The organism is Klenkia marina (assembly GCF_900101025.1).
Taxonomy (GTDB): domain Bacteria; phylum Actinomycetota; class Actinomycetes; order Mycobacteriales; family Geodermatophilaceae; genus Klenkia; species Klenkia marina.
Genome location: NZ_FMUH01000001.1, coordinates 266,689 through 281,210, shown reverse-complemented (window position 1 = coordinate 281,210; position 14,522 = coordinate 266,689). Strand labels below are relative to the sequence as shown.

At 75.1% G+C, this 14,522-nt stretch carries 14 protein-coding genes; 6 read left to right on the top strand and 8 right to left on the bottom strand.

Going from position 1 to position 14,522, the window contains the following annotated elements; genetic code table 11:
- The first annotated feature begins 13 nt into the window (after positions 1 to 13).
- Positions 14 to 754, top strand: a complete 741-nt coding sequence (locus BLP29_RS01480) for a hypothetical protein (RefSeq protein ID WP_092799144.1) — start codon at positions 14 to 16, stop codon at positions 752 to 754.
- A gap of 67 nt (positions 755 to 821) precedes the next feature.
- Here BLP29_RS01480 and BLP29_RS21700 read toward each other — a convergent pair whose 3' ends face one another.
- From BLP29_RS21700 to BLP29_RS01450, 6 genes are all read right to left on the bottom strand, one after another.
- Positions 822 to 2,633, bottom strand: a complete 1,812-nt coding sequence (locus BLP29_RS21700; RefSeq protein ID WP_092799142.1) for an NlpC/P60 family protein — start codon at positions 2,631 to 2,633, stop codon at positions 822 to 824.
- Between the two features lie 191 nt (positions 2,634 to 2,824).
- On the bottom strand, positions 2,825 to 3,031 hold the full coding sequence (locus tag BLP29_RS01470) for a hypothetical protein (protein ID WP_092799140.1): 207 nt from the start codon (positions 3,029 to 3,031) through the stop codon (positions 2,825 to 2,827).
- A gap of 85 nt (positions 3,032 to 3,116) precedes the next feature.
- Complete coding sequence (locus tag BLP29_RS01465) at positions 3,117 to 4,427, bottom strand: citrate synthase (protein ID WP_092799138.1); 1,311 nt, start codon at positions 4,425 to 4,427, stop codon at positions 3,117 to 3,119.
- A gap of 4 nt (positions 4,428 to 4,431) precedes the next feature.
- Complete coding sequence (locus BLP29_RS01460) at positions 4,432 to 5,487, bottom strand: glycosyltransferase family 2 protein (RefSeq protein WP_092799136.1); 1,056 nt, start codon at positions 5,485 to 5,487, stop codon at positions 4,432 to 4,434.
- Positions 5,484 to 6,611 (bottom strand): DegT/DnrJ/EryC1/StrS family aminotransferase, encoded by a 1,128-nt coding sequence (locus BLP29_RS01455; RefSeq protein WP_092799134.1) that lies wholly within the window; start codon positions 6,609 to 6,611, stop codon positions 5,484 to 5,486. The genes BLP29_RS01460 and BLP29_RS01455 overlap by 4 nt, the downstream gene beginning before the upstream one ends.
- Positions 6,608 to 7,123 (bottom strand): sugar 3,4-ketoisomerase, encoded by a 516-nt coding sequence (locus BLP29_RS01450; protein WP_207798250.1) that lies wholly within the window; start codon positions 7,121 to 7,123, stop codon positions 6,608 to 6,610. Before BLP29_RS01450 ends, BLP29_RS01455 begins: the two co-directional genes overlap by 4 nt.
- Before the next feature lie 78 nt (positions 7,124 to 7,201).
- On the opposite strand from BLP29_RS01450, the gene BLP29_RS01445 reads away from it, so the two are divergent.
- Genes BLP29_RS01445 through BLP29_RS01435 form a run of 3 tightly spaced genes read left to right on the top strand, consistent with a single transcriptional unit; the run spans position 7,202 to position 10,252 of the window.
- Entirely contained in the window at positions 7,202 to 8,119 is a 918-nt protein-coding gene (locus BLP29_RS01445; protein WP_092799130.1) for a GNAT family N-acetyltransferase, read from the top strand.
- On the top strand, positions 8,116 to 8,868 hold the full coding sequence (locus BLP29_RS01440) for a methyltransferase domain-containing protein (protein ID WP_092799128.1): 753 nt from the start codon (positions 8,116 to 8,118) through the stop codon (positions 8,866 to 8,868). The genes BLP29_RS01445 and BLP29_RS01440 overlap by 4 nt, the downstream gene beginning before the upstream one ends.
- The gene (locus tag BLP29_RS01435) at positions 8,861 to 10,252 is read left to right on the top strand and encodes an NAD(P)-binding protein (protein ID WP_092799125.1); all 1,392 of its coding nucleotides are present in this window, start codon (positions 8,861 to 8,863) and stop codon (positions 10,250 to 10,252) included. Before BLP29_RS01440 ends, BLP29_RS01435 begins: the two co-directional genes overlap by 8 nt.
- 30 nt (positions 10,253 to 10,282) lie before the next feature.
- Here the strand turns inward: BLP29_RS01435 and BLP29_RS01430 are convergent, their stop codons facing one another.
- On the bottom strand, positions 10,283 to 11,677 hold the full coding sequence (locus tag BLP29_RS01430; protein ID WP_092799123.1) for a class II fumarate hydratase: 1,395 nt from the start codon (positions 11,675 to 11,677) through the stop codon (positions 10,283 to 10,285).
- A 187-nt stretch (positions 11,678 to 11,864) separates the two neighbouring features.
- On the opposite strand from BLP29_RS01430, the gene BLP29_RS20870 reads away from it, so the two are divergent.
- On the top strand, positions 11,865 to 12,644 hold the full coding sequence (locus tag BLP29_RS20870) for a hypothetical protein (RefSeq protein WP_092799121.1): 780 nt from the start codon (positions 11,865 to 11,867) through the stop codon (positions 12,642 to 12,644).
- A 61-nt stretch (positions 12,645 to 12,705) separates the two neighbouring features.
- Here BLP29_RS20870 and glpX read toward each other — a convergent pair whose 3' ends face one another.
- Positions 12,706 to 13,761, bottom strand: coding sequence for a class II fructose-bisphosphatase (gene glpX / locus BLP29_RS01420; protein ID WP_279385427.1), 1,056 nt, complete (start codon positions 13,759 to 13,761; stop codon positions 12,706 to 12,708).
- A gap of 86 nt (positions 13,762 to 13,847) precedes the next feature.
- Between glpX and BLP29_RS01415 the strand changes: the two genes are divergently transcribed.
- Positions 13,848 to 14,462 (top strand): DUF4245 domain-containing protein, encoded by a 615-nt coding sequence (locus tag BLP29_RS01415; protein ID WP_092799119.1) that lies wholly within the window; start codon positions 13,848 to 13,850, stop codon positions 14,460 to 14,462.
- Positions 14,463 to 14,522 lie beyond the last annotated feature (60 nt).

Here is a 14,522-nt window from a genome sequence, read left to right as displayed (position 1 = left end):
CCACCGTCCCCCGGTGACCCCGCTCGGGACGGCCCTGCGCCTGCTGCCCCGCCGGGTCCTCGACGTCGAGGACCTCGTCGAGGCGGCCCGTGACCTCTGCGCCACCGGCCCGGCCGGGGTGCACCTGGTCCTCGACGAGGACGACCCGCGCCACCCGACCCTGCGGGTCGAGGAGGACGAGCGCTCGTGCTCCGTCGACCTGCTGGAGCTGGCCCAGGTCATCGCCGGCAGCCGGACCGGCACCGGACCCGACGACCTCGCCGCCGCCCTGCGGGGCTGGCTCGACGAGCGCCCGGTGACCGACGCCGAGGCGGCCCGCCGCGGCATCGCCGTGCTCGCCTGGTCCCCGGTCGCCGATGACCGGCTGACCTGGCAGGTGGCGGTGCGCCGCGCGACCGGCCTCGTGGCCTGGGCGCCGCACCCCTTCACCTCCGCCGGGGACGTGCTCGCCACCCGCGCCGCTGCCTGGGCCCGGGCGGCCGACGTCGTCGTGCGCTGCACCGTCGAGGGCCCGGTGCTCCTGCTGGACGCCGACGAACCGCATCTGGCCACCGCCGCACTGGCCGCGCCCGAGCAGGTGCTGGCCCGCGCCGCGGCGCTGGGGCTCCCGCTGGGCGACGGCAGCGTGGTCATCACCCCGGGCCGCCCGGTGGCGTGGGCCAACCGCGGCGTGTCGGGCCGGCTGGCCGGGGAGACCTCCGAGCCGTGCGCCGTGCTCCCCTGGCGCGAGGTCGCCGACCTGCCCTGGGCCTGAGGAAGGACCCCGTCCCACCCCACGACGTGCTCCGCACGCCGCGGTCCCCGGGGACGGGGCAGTTCCATCAGCTCCGCAGGTTCCCGAACTCCCAGTGCCAGGGTTCGGGGTTCTCCCCGGTCCGCTGGGCCCAGTCCGGGTGCACCCAGCCGAACCAGCCCGCGTAGGTGTCCATCCAGTCGTGCTGGGCCGAGCCGAAGACGTTCACCCCGCCGCAGAGGTCGACCGCCAGGGCCCAGCCGTGGTTCGAGGTGCCCGGCACCGCGGTGATGCGGGGCTTGCGCGCATGGGCGTCCTGCTGCGCGGCGAAGGACCGGTAGGAGTCGGTGATGCACAAGGGGGTGCCGAACTGCAGCTGGAAGGCCTGCGCCAGGGCGGTGTAGGCCCCCGCGGCGTCGCACCGCAGCAGGTGGCCACCCCCGATCGGGCACAGGGCCGAGACCGGGACGCGGCCGTTGGCGTAGCCGCCCCACGCCGGGTCGACGGCCGCGACGGTCACCTGCGCGGCCGGCACCCCGCAGGTGACCGGCAGCGTGCCGGTGCCCGGGGGAGCCGCGTTCGGGCTCTCGGCGGGCACGGTCACCCGGATGCCGGTGGCCCCGGGGGGCAGCGGGCCGACGACGACCTGGTGGCGCTGGGCCGAGGCCGTGACGACCGAGCCGTCGCCGGTGTAGACCCCGACGTCGTCGAGGCCGGCCAACGGGTCGACGCCGAACACGAGGTCACCGGCCTGCAGCTGGCCGGGCGGGACGACGACGCCGGCGACCCACTGGTCCAGCAGCCCGGTGCCCAGGGCGGTGCCGGCGGCGGTCCAGACCACGGCGGCCAGCCCGGTGCAGTCGACGCCGGCCGGGGTGGTGCCCCCGGGCACGAAGGGGGTGCCCAGCTGGGCGAAGGCGTAGCTGACGGCGGCGGCCGCCTCGGCCGACGGGATGGTCACGACGGTGCCGCCGACCACGCCGGCGGCCACCCCCGGTACCTCGGCGCCTGCGGCGTCGCGTGCGGGGGTCAGCCCGGCGGGCAGCTGTCCGGTGCGCAGCTGCTCGGCGGTGGGCAGGGTGACACCGGCGGCCGCGATGGCGGTCAGCCGGGCCTGCCAGCCGGCGCGGGCGGCGTCGTCCACGCCCTGCTGGTCGGGGGCGGACGGTCCGCCGGCAAGGCCGGTGAGCGCGATCGCCACGCCGGGCTCGAGCGCACCGGCGCGGTCGCGGGCGGCGTCGGTCACCTGGACGACCCGTGCTCGGGCGTCGGCGAGCACGGCGGCCGCGGTGTCCACCCGGACGGCGGCGAGGTCGGTGGCGCGGGCGGCGGACTGCGCGGTGACGGTCGCCCCGGCCAGCTGCTCACGGGCGCGCTCGGCGGCCACGGCGAGGCTGCCGGACACCGCCGGGTCGGTGCCGGCCGGGTAGCCGGCGGCGACCGCCCGGTCGGCGGGGCCGGCGCGGTACAGGTCGTCGGCGCCGGTGCCCACGGTGGCGCGGGCGGCGGCGAGGGTCGCCTGCGCCGCGTCGAGCGCGTCCTGGGCGGCGGTCAGGTCGGCCTCGGCCGCGGCGACGGAGGTGCGCGCGGTCTGCAGGTCGGTGGTGGTGGCGGTGAGCTGGTCGCGCAGCTGGGTCGCGCGCGCAGTGAGGTCCAGCGCGACGGAGGCCGCGGCGGGCGTCTCGGGCTGCACCCCCGAGACGAGGACGGCGCCGAGCAGGACGACGACCAGCGCGGCGCCCACCGCCCCGGCGCGGTGGGTCCAGCGGCGCAGGGCAGCACGCCGCCGGGCGCGGACCCGGGCCGCGCGCTCGGTGCGCAGCTGCTGGACGGCCGCCCGGCGGGCGGCGGTCGAGGAGGCACGCGCGCGGGCGCGCGCGACCTCCTCGGGCGTGCGCACGCGGGGCGGGGCGCCGCGCACCGGCCGCTGTGCGGGGCGGGCGGGGGCAGGCGAGCGCGGCGGCACGGATCTCCCCCCGGCACGGGTCGCGCCCGCGCCGGTGGCGGGCAGCCGGTCGACCGGTGTCCACCCACGGCATCGGGACCCCGCCCGGCCCGGTTGAGGCGCTCACCCCGACCGGGGGTGCGCGCTCACCCCTCCGGGGGATCCGGGGCCCACCATGCGCCGTGCTGCGCCCGCAACGGGATCCGCGTGGTCGCGCCGTCCTCGGTGGTGACGACGAGCTCGACGGCGGTGACCCGGCCCCCCTCGCTCCCGCCCAGGCGGGTGCCGGAGGCCAGCGGCACCGGGGGCACGCGGAAGGTGTCGCCGTCGTCCGGGTCCCCAGCCGTGATCACGGCTGGCACCGTACGCGGCGACGACGGAGCCCCGCCGTCCCTGGGGACGACGGGGCTCCGGTGGTGGTGCGGCGAACGGGTGCGCTCAGCGCTGGTCGAGCGGCACGAACGCGCGCTCGGTGGGCCCGGTGTAGAGCTGTCGCGGGCGGCCGATCTTCGTCGCCGGGTCCTCGATCATCTCGCGCCACTGGGCGATCCAGCCGGGCAGCCGGCCGAGGGCGAAGAGCACCGTGAACATGCGGGTGGGGAAGCCCATCGCCCGGTAGATCAGGCCGGTGTAGAAGTCGACGTTCGGGTAGAGCTTGCGCTGCACGAAGTAGTCGTCGGTGAGCGCGACCTCCTCGAGCTGGCGGGCCAGGTCGAGCAGTTCGCTGTTGCCGCCCAGCTTGTCCAGCACGTTGTCCGCGGTGGCCTTGACGATGGCCGCACGGGGGTCGTAGTTCTTGTAGACCCGGTGGCCGAAGCCCATGAGCTTGACGCCGGGCTCCTTGTCCTTGACCCGCTGCACGAACTTCGCGATGTCGCCGCCGTCGGCCTTGATGCCCTCGAGCATCTCCAGCACCGACTGGTTGGCCCCGCCGTGCAGCGGCCCGAACAGGGCGTTGATGCCGGCCGAGACCGAGGCGAACAGGTTGGCGTGCGAGGAGCCCACGAGGCGGACGGTCGACGTCGAGCAGTTCTGCTCGTGGTCGGCGTGCAGCACGAACAGCATGTCGAGGGCCTTGACCAGCTCGGGGTCGGCCTCGTAGGGCTCGGCGGGGAACCCGAAGGTCATGCGGAGGAAGTTCTCCACCAGGCCCAGCGAGTTGTCCGGGTAGAGGAAGGGCTGGCCCACGGACTTCTTGTAGGCGTAGGCCGCGATGGTGGGCAGCTTGGCCAGCAACCGGTACGTGCTCATCTCGACCTGCGCCTGGTCGAACGGGTCCAGCGAGTCCTGGTAGAAGGTCGACAGCGCGCTGACCGCCGAGGACAGCACCGGCATCGGGTGCGCGTCGCGGGGGAAGCCCTTGAAGAACTGCTTGAGGTCCTCGTGCAGCAGGGTGTGCCGGCGGATCTTGCCGTCGAACTCCTCGAGCTGCGCCGGGGTGGGCAGCTCGCCGTGGATCAGCAGGTAGGAGACCTCGACGAAGCTGGCCTTGCCGGCCAGCTGGTCGATCGGGTAGCCGCGGTAGCGCAGGATCCCGGCGTCGCCGTCGATGTAGGTGATCGCCGACGTGCACGCCGCCGTGTTGACGAAGCCGATGTCCAGGGCGACGTTGCCGGTGGTGGCCAGCAGCTTGCCGGTGTCGAAGCCGTCGGACCCCTCGCTGGCGGTGCGCAGGGGTAGTTCGAGTTCACCCCCCGGGTAGTGCAGCGTGGCGGGACCGGGTACCTCGGTGTCTGCTGTGGCGCTCATCAGGTCAGGACGCTACCGAGTCCACGAGCCCGGGGCGCGGTCGGCTGCCCGGCGCGTCCGGGGTGAGGTGCAGACCGTGCCGGAGGTGGGCCAGCTCGGCGGGGGAGTGGGCCCGGACGGCGAGCGGTGCCGGGGGCCCCGGGTCGTCGGTGGGCCGTCGGTCCAGCTCGGCCAAGCGGACCAGGGCCAGGAAGCTGGCCTCGAGCGCCGCCCCCGAGCCCGGCGCCCCGCCGAGTCCCACGACCCGTCCGGCGCACCCGTGCAGGATGCCGGCGTAGGCGGCCCGGCGGGCAGCGGGATCGTGGAGGAAACCGGCCCGTTCGGCCCAGTCGACCAGGCGGGGCCAGTCCAGGACACCGCGGGTGGCCAGGTCGTGGTCGGCCGACCGCTGCTCGCCGTGGACCCGGAAGCGGCTGAGCGCGTCGGGGCTGTAGAACGCCGGCCCCGTGGCCAGCAGACGCAGCCACAGGCCGAGGTCGCCGAGGACCTCGAGCCGCTCGCCGTCGACCTGCCAGTAGTCCTCGAGCTCGACCGCGGTCCGTCGGTAGAGCACGGTGGTCATCTCGCCGATCAGGTTCTGCCCGGCGGTCAGGCAGGCATCGCCGAGCTCGTGGCCGTCCCACAGGCCGGCCCGGTCGCGCAGCGGACTGAGCACGCCCCCGGGGGTCGGGCGGCCCTCGACGTCGACCACGGTGCGCCGGGAGAACGCCAGCGTCGCCTCCGGGGCAGCCTCCATGCCCCGCACGAGGACCCGCACGCAGTCCCGGGCCAGGACGTCGTCGTGCAGCAGGAACTTCACGTACTCCCCGCGGGCGGCGGCCAGCAACGCCAGCGGGTTCTCGAAGGCCCCCAGGTTCTCCTCGTGCCGGATCACCCGCACCCGGGGGTCGGCGGCGGCCGCCGCGGCCAGGATCTCCGGCGTCCGGTCCGTGGACCCGTCGTCGCCGACCAGCACCTCGATGGTGCGGTGGCTCTGCTCGAGGGCCGACCTCAACGCCGGGCGCAGGAAGCGCTCGCCGTTGTAGGTCGGCACCAGCACGCTGACCAAGGGCTCGGTCACAGGTAGAACTCCCGGAGTGCGTCGATGACCCGGTCCTGGTCGGGACGGGGCAGATGGGGCCCGAGGGGCAGGCTGAGCACCTCGGCGGACAGCCGGTCGGCGCCCGGCAGGTCCGCCGCCGCGGCAGGGGTGCCGGCGAACGCCGGCTGCCGGTGCGGGGGGACCGGGTAGTGCACGACGGTCTGCACCCCGGCCCGGGCCAGGTGCGCCCGCAGCGCGTCACGCCGCGGGGACCGCACGACGTACAGGTGCCAGGCGGGGTCGGTACCGGCCGCCGCGCCGGGCAGCTGCAGGTCGGGCAGGTCGGCCAACGCGTCCCCGTACCGGGCCGCCACGCGCCGTCGGCGGGCGTTCCACTCGTCGAGGCGGCCCAGCTTCACGCCGAGCAGGGCAGCCTGCAGCTCGTCGAGCCGGCTGTTCCAACCGATCTCGTCGTGCCGGTACTTCTCCGTCGAGCCGTAGTTGCGCAGCGAGCGCAACCGGTCGGCGACGGCGGCGTCCGACGTGGTCACGGCACCGGCGTCCCCGACGGCCCCCAGGTTCTTGCCCGGGTAGAAGCTCCAGGCGCTCGCGTGCCCGCGGGCACCGACGGGGCGGCCGGCCCGGCGCGCTCCGTGGGCCTGCGCGGCGTCGTCCACCACGGCCAGGCCGTGCCGCTGGGCGAGCTCCAGCAGGGGCTCCAGGTCGACCGGGTGCCCGTACAGGTGGACGGGGACGATCGCGGTGGTCCGGGGGGTGAGGGCGGCCGCGACCGCCGGCACCGGCCACGCCCCGGTCTCGCCGTCGACGTCCACCGGCACCGGGAGGGCCCCGGCGTGCACCACCGACAGCCACGTCGCGACGAAGGTGTGCGCGGGCACGACCACCTCGTCACCGGGCCGCACCCCGACGGCGCGCAGCGCGAGGGTGAGCGCGTCCAGGCCGCTGGCGACCCCGACGGCGTGCCGGGCCCCGACCTGCGCGGCCCACGCCGCCTCGAAGGCCTTGACCTCCGGGCCGAGCACCAGCCGGTCGCTGTGCAGCACCCGCAGCGCGGCCGCGTCCAGCTCGGCGGCGAGCTCGGCGTGCTGGGCGCGCACGTCCAGGAACGGGACGTCGGGGCGTGCGGTCGGGGACGGGTTCACGCAGCACCGGGTCGGGGGGACGCAGCGGCGGCGTCCTCGGCCCGGCGGTGCCGCAGGAAGGCCTCGTGCTCCCGGTGGTAGTCGTCCTCGGCGTAGTGCAGGGACGCGAGAACCAGGCACACGCTGCCGGAGGAGAAGTTGCCCAGCTCCCGCCACGTCATCCGGGGGACGTAGAGGCCGACGTAGGACCGGTTGAGGTGGAAGCGGGCGGTCTCGGTGCCGTCGTCGACGACGACGTCGAAGCTCCCGGCCACGGCCACGATGAGCTGCTGGAGCTCGCGGTGGGCGTGCCCGCCGCGGGACTCGCCGCCCGGGACGTCGTAGAGCCAGTAGACCCGGGCGACGTCGAAGGGGACGTGGTCGCCGCCCTCGATCGCGGTGAGGTTGCCCCGGGGGTCGGTGATCCGCGGCAGGGGGACCAGGCGGCACCCGGCGCCCGACCCGGACTGCTCGGGGTTCCAGTCGGCCACTCGGCGGCCGGGCGTGGAGGCGCGCCGGTCGAGGAGGGTCACGCACCTCTCCATCGGCAGCCGGGAGGATCAGGGGGACCGCCCGCGGGGACCGCCCGGGCCGGGGACGGGGGGTGCGCCGTGCGCGAGGGTCTGCTGGGCGGGGGCGCGTTGTTCACCGACCCGCGCTTCCACGACCTGAACGGGGTGCCGGCGGCCGACCGGTGGCGGCACGAGCAGCGGCGGGGAGGACGGCTGGTCGGCGTCCTCGAGGGGGTGGTCGTCGACGGCGTGCTCCGGTCCGGGCACAGCGCACCCTTCGGCGGCCCCGACCTCGTGCGGGCCGACCCCCCGGTGGAGGACGTGCTGGACCTCGTCGACGGCGCGCTCGCCGCGGCTCGTGCGGCCGGGCTGAGGGGCATCCGCATCCAGGCGCGCCCGCCGGTCTACTCGGCCGCCGAGCCGCTGCTGGAGTACGTGCTGCTCAACCGGGGTTTCCAGCTCGCGCACTGCGACGTCAACCAGCACGTGGACCTGGCGCCGATGCACGCCGGCCAGGACCCGCTCACGCTGCTGCGGCGCAAGCGGTCCTCGGTGCGGGCCGCGCTGCGCGAGCCGCACGACCTGCAGGAGGTGACCGGCGGGGAGGACCTGTCGACCCTGCACCGCCTGCTGGCCACCAACCGTGCGGCGCACGGACGCCCGCCGGGGCTCGGCCGGGACTACCTGGCGTCGGCGCGCGAGGCGTTCCCGGACCGGGTGCGGCTGCTGCTCCTGCGGGTCGGGGGCCGACCGGTCGCCGCGGCCGTGGTCTACCGGGTGCTCGACGACGTCGACCTGCTCGTCGCCTGGGGCGACGCCGAGCACGACCTGGCCCGCTCGCCGATGGACCTGCTGGCGCACCTGCTCGTGGGGCGGGCCCTGGCCGCCGGTCTGCGCCTGCTGGACCTGGGGCCCTCGAGTGAGAAGGACGGCACCCCGAACACCGGCCTGCTCGCGTTCAAGCGTGCCGTGGGCGCCGTCCCCGGGACCCGCAAGGTGCTGGCGGCACGCCTGTGACCGACCCGGGTGCGCGCGACCTGCAGGACTACTCCGAGCAGTACCGACTGCTGCCCTTCGAACCGGTGCAGGCGGCCTACCGGCGACGGTTGGTGCTGGCCCGGGTCGGCGCCCTCCGTCCGGCCCGCGTCCTGGAGGTCGGGTGCGCCGACCGCCCGCTCTTCGTCGACGTCCGCGGCCCGCGGCACGTGGTGGTGGAGCCGACGGAGGCCTTCGTCGCACGGGCCCGGGCCGAGGCCGCCGACCGCACGGACGTCCTGGTGGTGCCCGGCCTGCTCGAGGAGGTGCGCCTCGACGAGCTGGGCGGGCCGTGCGACCTGGTGGTGGTCGCCGGTCTGCTGCACGAGGTCCCCGACCCGGCCCGGCTGCTGGGCGCCGCCCGGGCGGCTTGCGCGCCCGGTGGGGTGGTCCACGTCAGCGTGCCCAACGCCCGGTCCCTGCACCGTCTGCTGGCCGTGGCCATGGGGTTGATCCCGACGCCGGACACCGAGTCGGAGAACCAGCGCGTGCTCCAGCAGCGTGCGGTCTACGACGCCCCCCGGTTGGAGGCCGAGCTGGCCGCCGCCGGGTTGCGGGTGCGCGACCGGGGGAGCCTGCTGGTCAAGCCGTTCACGCACGCCCAGATGCAGCGACTGGTGGACAGCGGGTTCCTCACCGCCGAGATGCTCGACGGGCTGGACCGGCTGGCCGTCGAGCTGCCCGGTCTGGGGTCGGAGATCTGGGTGGACGCCGAGCCGGTCGATGCCTGACGCGCTCCTGGTCGGGGCGAACCTGGCCGCCCTCGTGGCCGCGGGCGAGCTCGCCGCGGCCGGCCAGCGGGTCACCCTGCTCACCGACGGCCGGCCCCCCGGCGGCCACTTCGCCGGGCTGGTCGTCGACGGGGTCGCGTTCGACACCGGAATGGTCACCCTGGAGCGGCCGGCGTCCGGGGCGCAGCCGGTGCCTGCGCTGTCCGGTTACGACCCGGACCGGCGCTACGACTGGACCCGCTACGCCGCCGCCGTCGACCGCTGGCAGGCGGGTCGGGTGGAGCTGCGCCGCACCCCGACGCCGCAGGTCCTGGTGGCGGGGCGACGGCACCCGGACCACCTGATGACCGACCGGCTCGACGTGCTCGCCGGGGCCGAACCCCCCGCGCCGCTGCTGGACCGCGCGGACCCCAGGCACGCGGCGGACAAGACGACGGGCAAGGCCTACGACGAGCTGCCCTACCGGGAGGCGGCACGGGCCAACCACGGCCCCGACGTGCAGGCCCGGCTGGTGGACCCGTTCCTGGACTCCGTCCTGGGGTCGGCCGCCGAGCACCTGCTGGCCCGTCACCACCGGTCCGCCTGGCTGCCGCTGTACTGGCCGGCCACCGTGGCCGCCGCCACCGACCACCGGCCGACACCGGTCCCGGAGCACGCCTTCTGGACGACGGACTCCGGCCTGGTCGCCCAGGTGGTCACCGGGCTGCACGCCGAGCTCGCCGCCCATCCGCTGGTGACCCTCGACCACGGCCCCGTCCGGTCGGTGCGCCGCGAGGGCGACGCACTGCGGGTGCACACCGACGGTGCGGTGCACGACCACCCCGCGCCGGCGGTCGGGCTGCCGCGGGACCGGGCCCGCGAGCTGCTCGGGCTGCCTCCCGTGCCGGTCGGGTCGGCCGCCCCGGTCGCCGTGCTGTGCTGCCTGGTCCGGGCCGACGCCGTCCGCGACCCCGCGGGCTGCCTGCTCGTCGTCGACCCCGCGGTCGTCGCCTACCGGGTCACCGACCAGGACGCCCAGGCCGGGCGGGACCGGGCCTGGCGCCGGGTGACCGTGGAGGCCGGCGCGGCCGGGCAACGGCTGGCCGACTCGGGGGGCGATCTGGCCCGGCGGCTGGTCGAGGACCTGGTCGGGTTGCTGGGCCTGCCGCACGCCGACCCCGGTGCCGGCGGAACCGGCCACCCCGACGTCCGCGTTCTGCGGTTGCTCCGTGCCCCGCGGGCGCTCGCCGTGCCGACGGCGGCCTCGGTCGCCGCGGACCGGCGGTCCCGGGACGAGCTCCTCGGCGCCGGTGCGGTCCCCACCGGGGGGCTGCTCGGGACGGGGCTGAACTCGCTGGCCGACCAGGTGGTGCAGGGATTGGCCCTGGCCGAGCGGTTCGGGTGAGCGGGCGCCACCCGAACCGCCCCGGCGGGATCAGGGGTGGGTCATCGAGAGCACGTCGAGGGCGGCGTCGAGCTGGGCCTCGGTGAGCTTGCCCTGCTCGACGTACCCGCGCTCGACCACGACCTGGCGGATGGTCTTCTGCTCCTTGAGCGAGGTCTTGGCCACGACCGCGGCCTCCTCGTAGCCGATGTACTTGTTCAGCGGCGTCACGATCGACGGCGAGCTCTCGGCGTAGGAGCGGCACTGCTCCTCGTTCGCCGTGATGCCGTCGACGCAGCGGTCGGCCAGCAGGCGCGAGACGTTGGCCAGCAGCCGGATCGACTCGAGCACGTTGCGGGCCATGAGCGGCAGGGTCACGTTCAGCTCGAAGGAGCCCGTGGTGCCGGCGAAGGTGACGGCGGCGTCGTTGCCGATGACCTGGGCGGCGACCTGGATCGCGGCCTCGGGCAGCACCGGGTTCACCTTGCCGGGCATGATCGAGGAACCGGGCTGCAGGTCGGGCAGGTAGATCTCGCCCAGGCCGGTGCGCGGCCCCGAGCCCATCCAGCGCAGGTCGTTGCAGATCTTCACCAGACCGACCGCGATGGTCTTGAGCTGGCCCGACGCCTCGACCAGGCCGTCGCGCGAGCTCTGCGCCTCGAAGTGGTCGCGGGCCTCGGTGAGCGGCAGCTGCATGTCCGCGGCCAGCGTCGAGATGATCTTCGAGGCGAACCCGGGCGGGGTGTTGATGCCGGTGCCCACGGCCGTGCCGCCCAGGGGCAGCTCGCCGATGCGGGGGAGCGAGGCCTGCAGCCGTTCGACGCCGTAGCGGATCGCCGCGGCGTACCCGCCGAACTCCTGGCCGAGGGTGACCGGCGTGGCGTCCATCAGGTGGGTGCGCCCGCTCTTCACCACGGTGGCGAACTCGGTGGCCTTGCGCTCGAGGCTGGCGGCCAGGTGATCCAGCGCCGGCACCAGGACGGCGACGACGGCGCGCGTGGTGGCGATGTGGATGGCCGAGGGGAACACGTCGTTGGAGGACTGCGAGGCGTTCACGTGGTCGTTGGGGTGCACCGCGAGGCCGGAGGCGTCCGAGGCCAGCGTGGCGATGACCTCGTTGGTGTTCATGTTCGACGAGGTGCCCGACCCGGTCTGGAAGACGTCGATCGGGAAGTGCTCGTCCCAGTCGCCGCGGGCGACCTCCTGCGCGGCGGCGGAGATGGCGCGCGCGACGTCGCCGTCCAGGACGCCGAGCTCGGCGTTCACGGTGGCGGCGGCGCCCTTGATGGCCGCCAGCGCGCCGATCAGCTCCCGCTCGATGGGGGTGCCGCTGATCGGGAAGTTCTCGACGGCCCGCTGGGTCTGCGCGCGCCACTTGGCGTGCGCGGGCACCCGGACCTCGCCCATGGAGTCGTGCTCGATGCGGAAGTCCTGCTCGGTGGCCACGCTGCGCTCCCGGGGGTGGTCGGTCGGTTGGGACCCGACCCTAGACAACCGGTGCACCGGCCCTCCGGCGGCCCCGGGAGGCCGCCGTCCGACCCTCCCGGGTCACCTCCCGGTCACGGCGAGTGGCCCGGTGCGCCGGTGATCCTTAGGATCCGTCCGCCAGGGTCCGGAACCGAGGAGTCCACGCATGTCTCAGCCCCCTTATCCGCCGAACGACGGGCAGCAGCCCTGGGGCGGCGACCAGTCGGGTCAGTACGGCCAGCAGGGCCAGTACGGGCAGCAGCAGCCCGGTCAGCCGTACGGGCAGGGCTCCCAGTACGGGCAGGGCCCCCAGTACGGCCAGCCCCAGTACGGGCAGGACCAGTACGGCCAGCAGTACGGCCAGCAGGGCCAGTACGGCCAGGACCAGTACGGCCAGCAGGGCCAGTACGGGCAGCAGTTCGGGCAGCAGGGGCAGCCCGGCCAGTACGGCCAGCCGCCCTACGGCCAGCCGCCCAAGAACAACAAGAACACGATCATCGCGCTGTCCATCGGCGCCGTCGTGGTCATCGCGGCGGTCGTCGTCGGCCTGGTCGTGTTCCTCGGCGGGGACGACGACTCGACCACGGCGTCGCCGGGCACCACCACGCTGCCCACCGGGACGTCGCAGTCCTCGTCCTCCTCGTCGTCGAGCTCGTCCTCAAGCTCCTCGGGCTCGAGCTCCTCCTCGTCGGACTCCGACGAGACCGACGACGGGGACATCTACGGCACGATCATCGAGGGCACCCCGACGCCCCCCGACGGCCTGGGCAGCGACCCGGAGCTCAACGAGTACGCGCAGAGCTGCTTCGACGGCTCGGTCGAGGGCTGCCTGGACCTGTGGACCTACTCCGACGTGGGGTCGCCCTACGAGAAGTACGCCGAGAGCTGCGGCGGTCGCGTGCCGTGGACCGAGGACTCCTCGGTCTTCGACTGCGCCACCTACTGACCTCCCGCTGACGACGACGGCCGGTCCCCCCGCGGGGGGACCGGCCGTCGTCGTCGGTGGCTCAGTACTCCGAGCCGGCCGCCGAGTACTGGTTCAGCTTCTCCAGCGAGTGCAGGCTCTCGATGGCGCGGATGGTGCCCGAGCGCGAGCGCATGACGAGCGACTGCGTGGTGCAGCCACCGGCGCGGTACTGCACGCCGCGCAGCAGCTCGCCGTCGGTGATGCCGGTGGCGACGAAGAAGACGTCGCCGCGCACCAGGTCGTCGATGTCCAGCACCCGGTCCAGGTCGTGGCCGGCGTCGATGGCCTTCTGCTTCTCGTCGTCGTCCTTGGGCATGAGCCGGCCCTGCAGGGCGCCGCCCATGCACTTGAGGGCGCAGGCGGTGATGATGCCCTCGGGTGTGCCGCCGATGCCCAGCAGCAGGTCCACGCCGGTGCCCTCGCGGGCCGCGGCGATCGCGCCGGCGACGTCGCCGTCGGAGATGAACTTGATGCGTGCCCCGGCGTCGCGGACCTCCTGGGCGAGCTTGTCGTGCCGCGGGCGGTCGAGGATGACGACGGTGACGTCGGCCGGCCAGGCCTTCTTCGCCTTGGCGACCCGACGGATGTTCTCCTTCACCGGCAGCCGGATGTCCACGACGTCCGCGGCGATCGGGCCGGTGGCGATCTTGTCCATGTAGAACACCGCGGACGGGTCGTACATGGCGCCGCGGTCGGCCACGGCGAGCACCGAGACCGCGTTGGGCATGCCCTTGGCCATCAGCGTGGTGCCGTCGACGGGGTCGACCGCGACGTCGCACTCGGCGCCGGTGCCGTCGCCGACCTCCTCGCCGTTGAACAGCATGGGCGCCTCGTCCTTCTCGCCCTCGCCGATCACGACCGTGCCGCGCATGCTCACGGTCTGGATCAGCGCCCGCATGGCGTCGACCGCCGCGCCGTCGCCGCCGTTCTTGTCGCCGCGGCCCACCCAGCGGCCGGCCGCCATCGCCCCGGCCTCGGTGACCCGGACCAGCTCCATCGCGAGGTTGCGGTCGGGGCGGATGCCGGTCGGCGGGGTCTGCTCGTGGAACGCGGAGTGGTACGTCGGCGCCGGACCGTCGGGGACGGGCAGGGACAAGGTGAGGACCTCCTCGGGCGGCCGCCGCGCCGTCGGGTGCACCGCCGGCCGACGGGATGGGGGAGCGCTGCTGCGATCCTAGGTGCATGGGCGACACCGCACCGCACGGTCAGCAGGCTCCCGACGACGTCACCGCGGCGGTCGCCCGTTCGTCGTCGCAGGAGCGGGCGGCGAAGTTCACCGCCGCCAACATGGTGCGGTCGCTGCTGCCGTTGACGGTCATCGTGCTGGCGCTCGTGGGCCTGGTGGCGCTGCGGCAGAACGGGGCCGACCCGGTGCGCGAGGTCGAGACCTCCTCGAGCATCCAGCTCGCCGCGGCCCGGGCCGGCTACGACGTGCTCGTGCCGCAGGACCTCCCCGCGGGGTGGCGGCCCACCAGCGTCCGCACCGACGCCGGCCAGGCCACCGAGGCGGGCGACCCGGTGACCCTCTCGATCGGCTGGTTCACCCCGGGCGAGGAGTACGCCGGCTTCGTGATCGGCGACGACCCGCGGGCCGAGGACCTCGCCGAGGTGGTCGACGGTGCCCGCGACGGCGGGGTGGTGGAGATCGGCGACCGGCGGTGGGAGCAGCTCACCACCGCCCGGGGCGAGACCGCCTTCCGCCTCGAGGACGGTGCCGCCACCGTGGTCGTCACCGGCTCCGCGACCGACGACGAGCTGCGCACCCTCGCCGCGTCGGTGCAGCCCTACTCGTCCTGAGCCGGCAGGAGGACCCCGTCCTCCTCTCCGCTCGCACGCTGGCGAGGGAACCCGCGACGA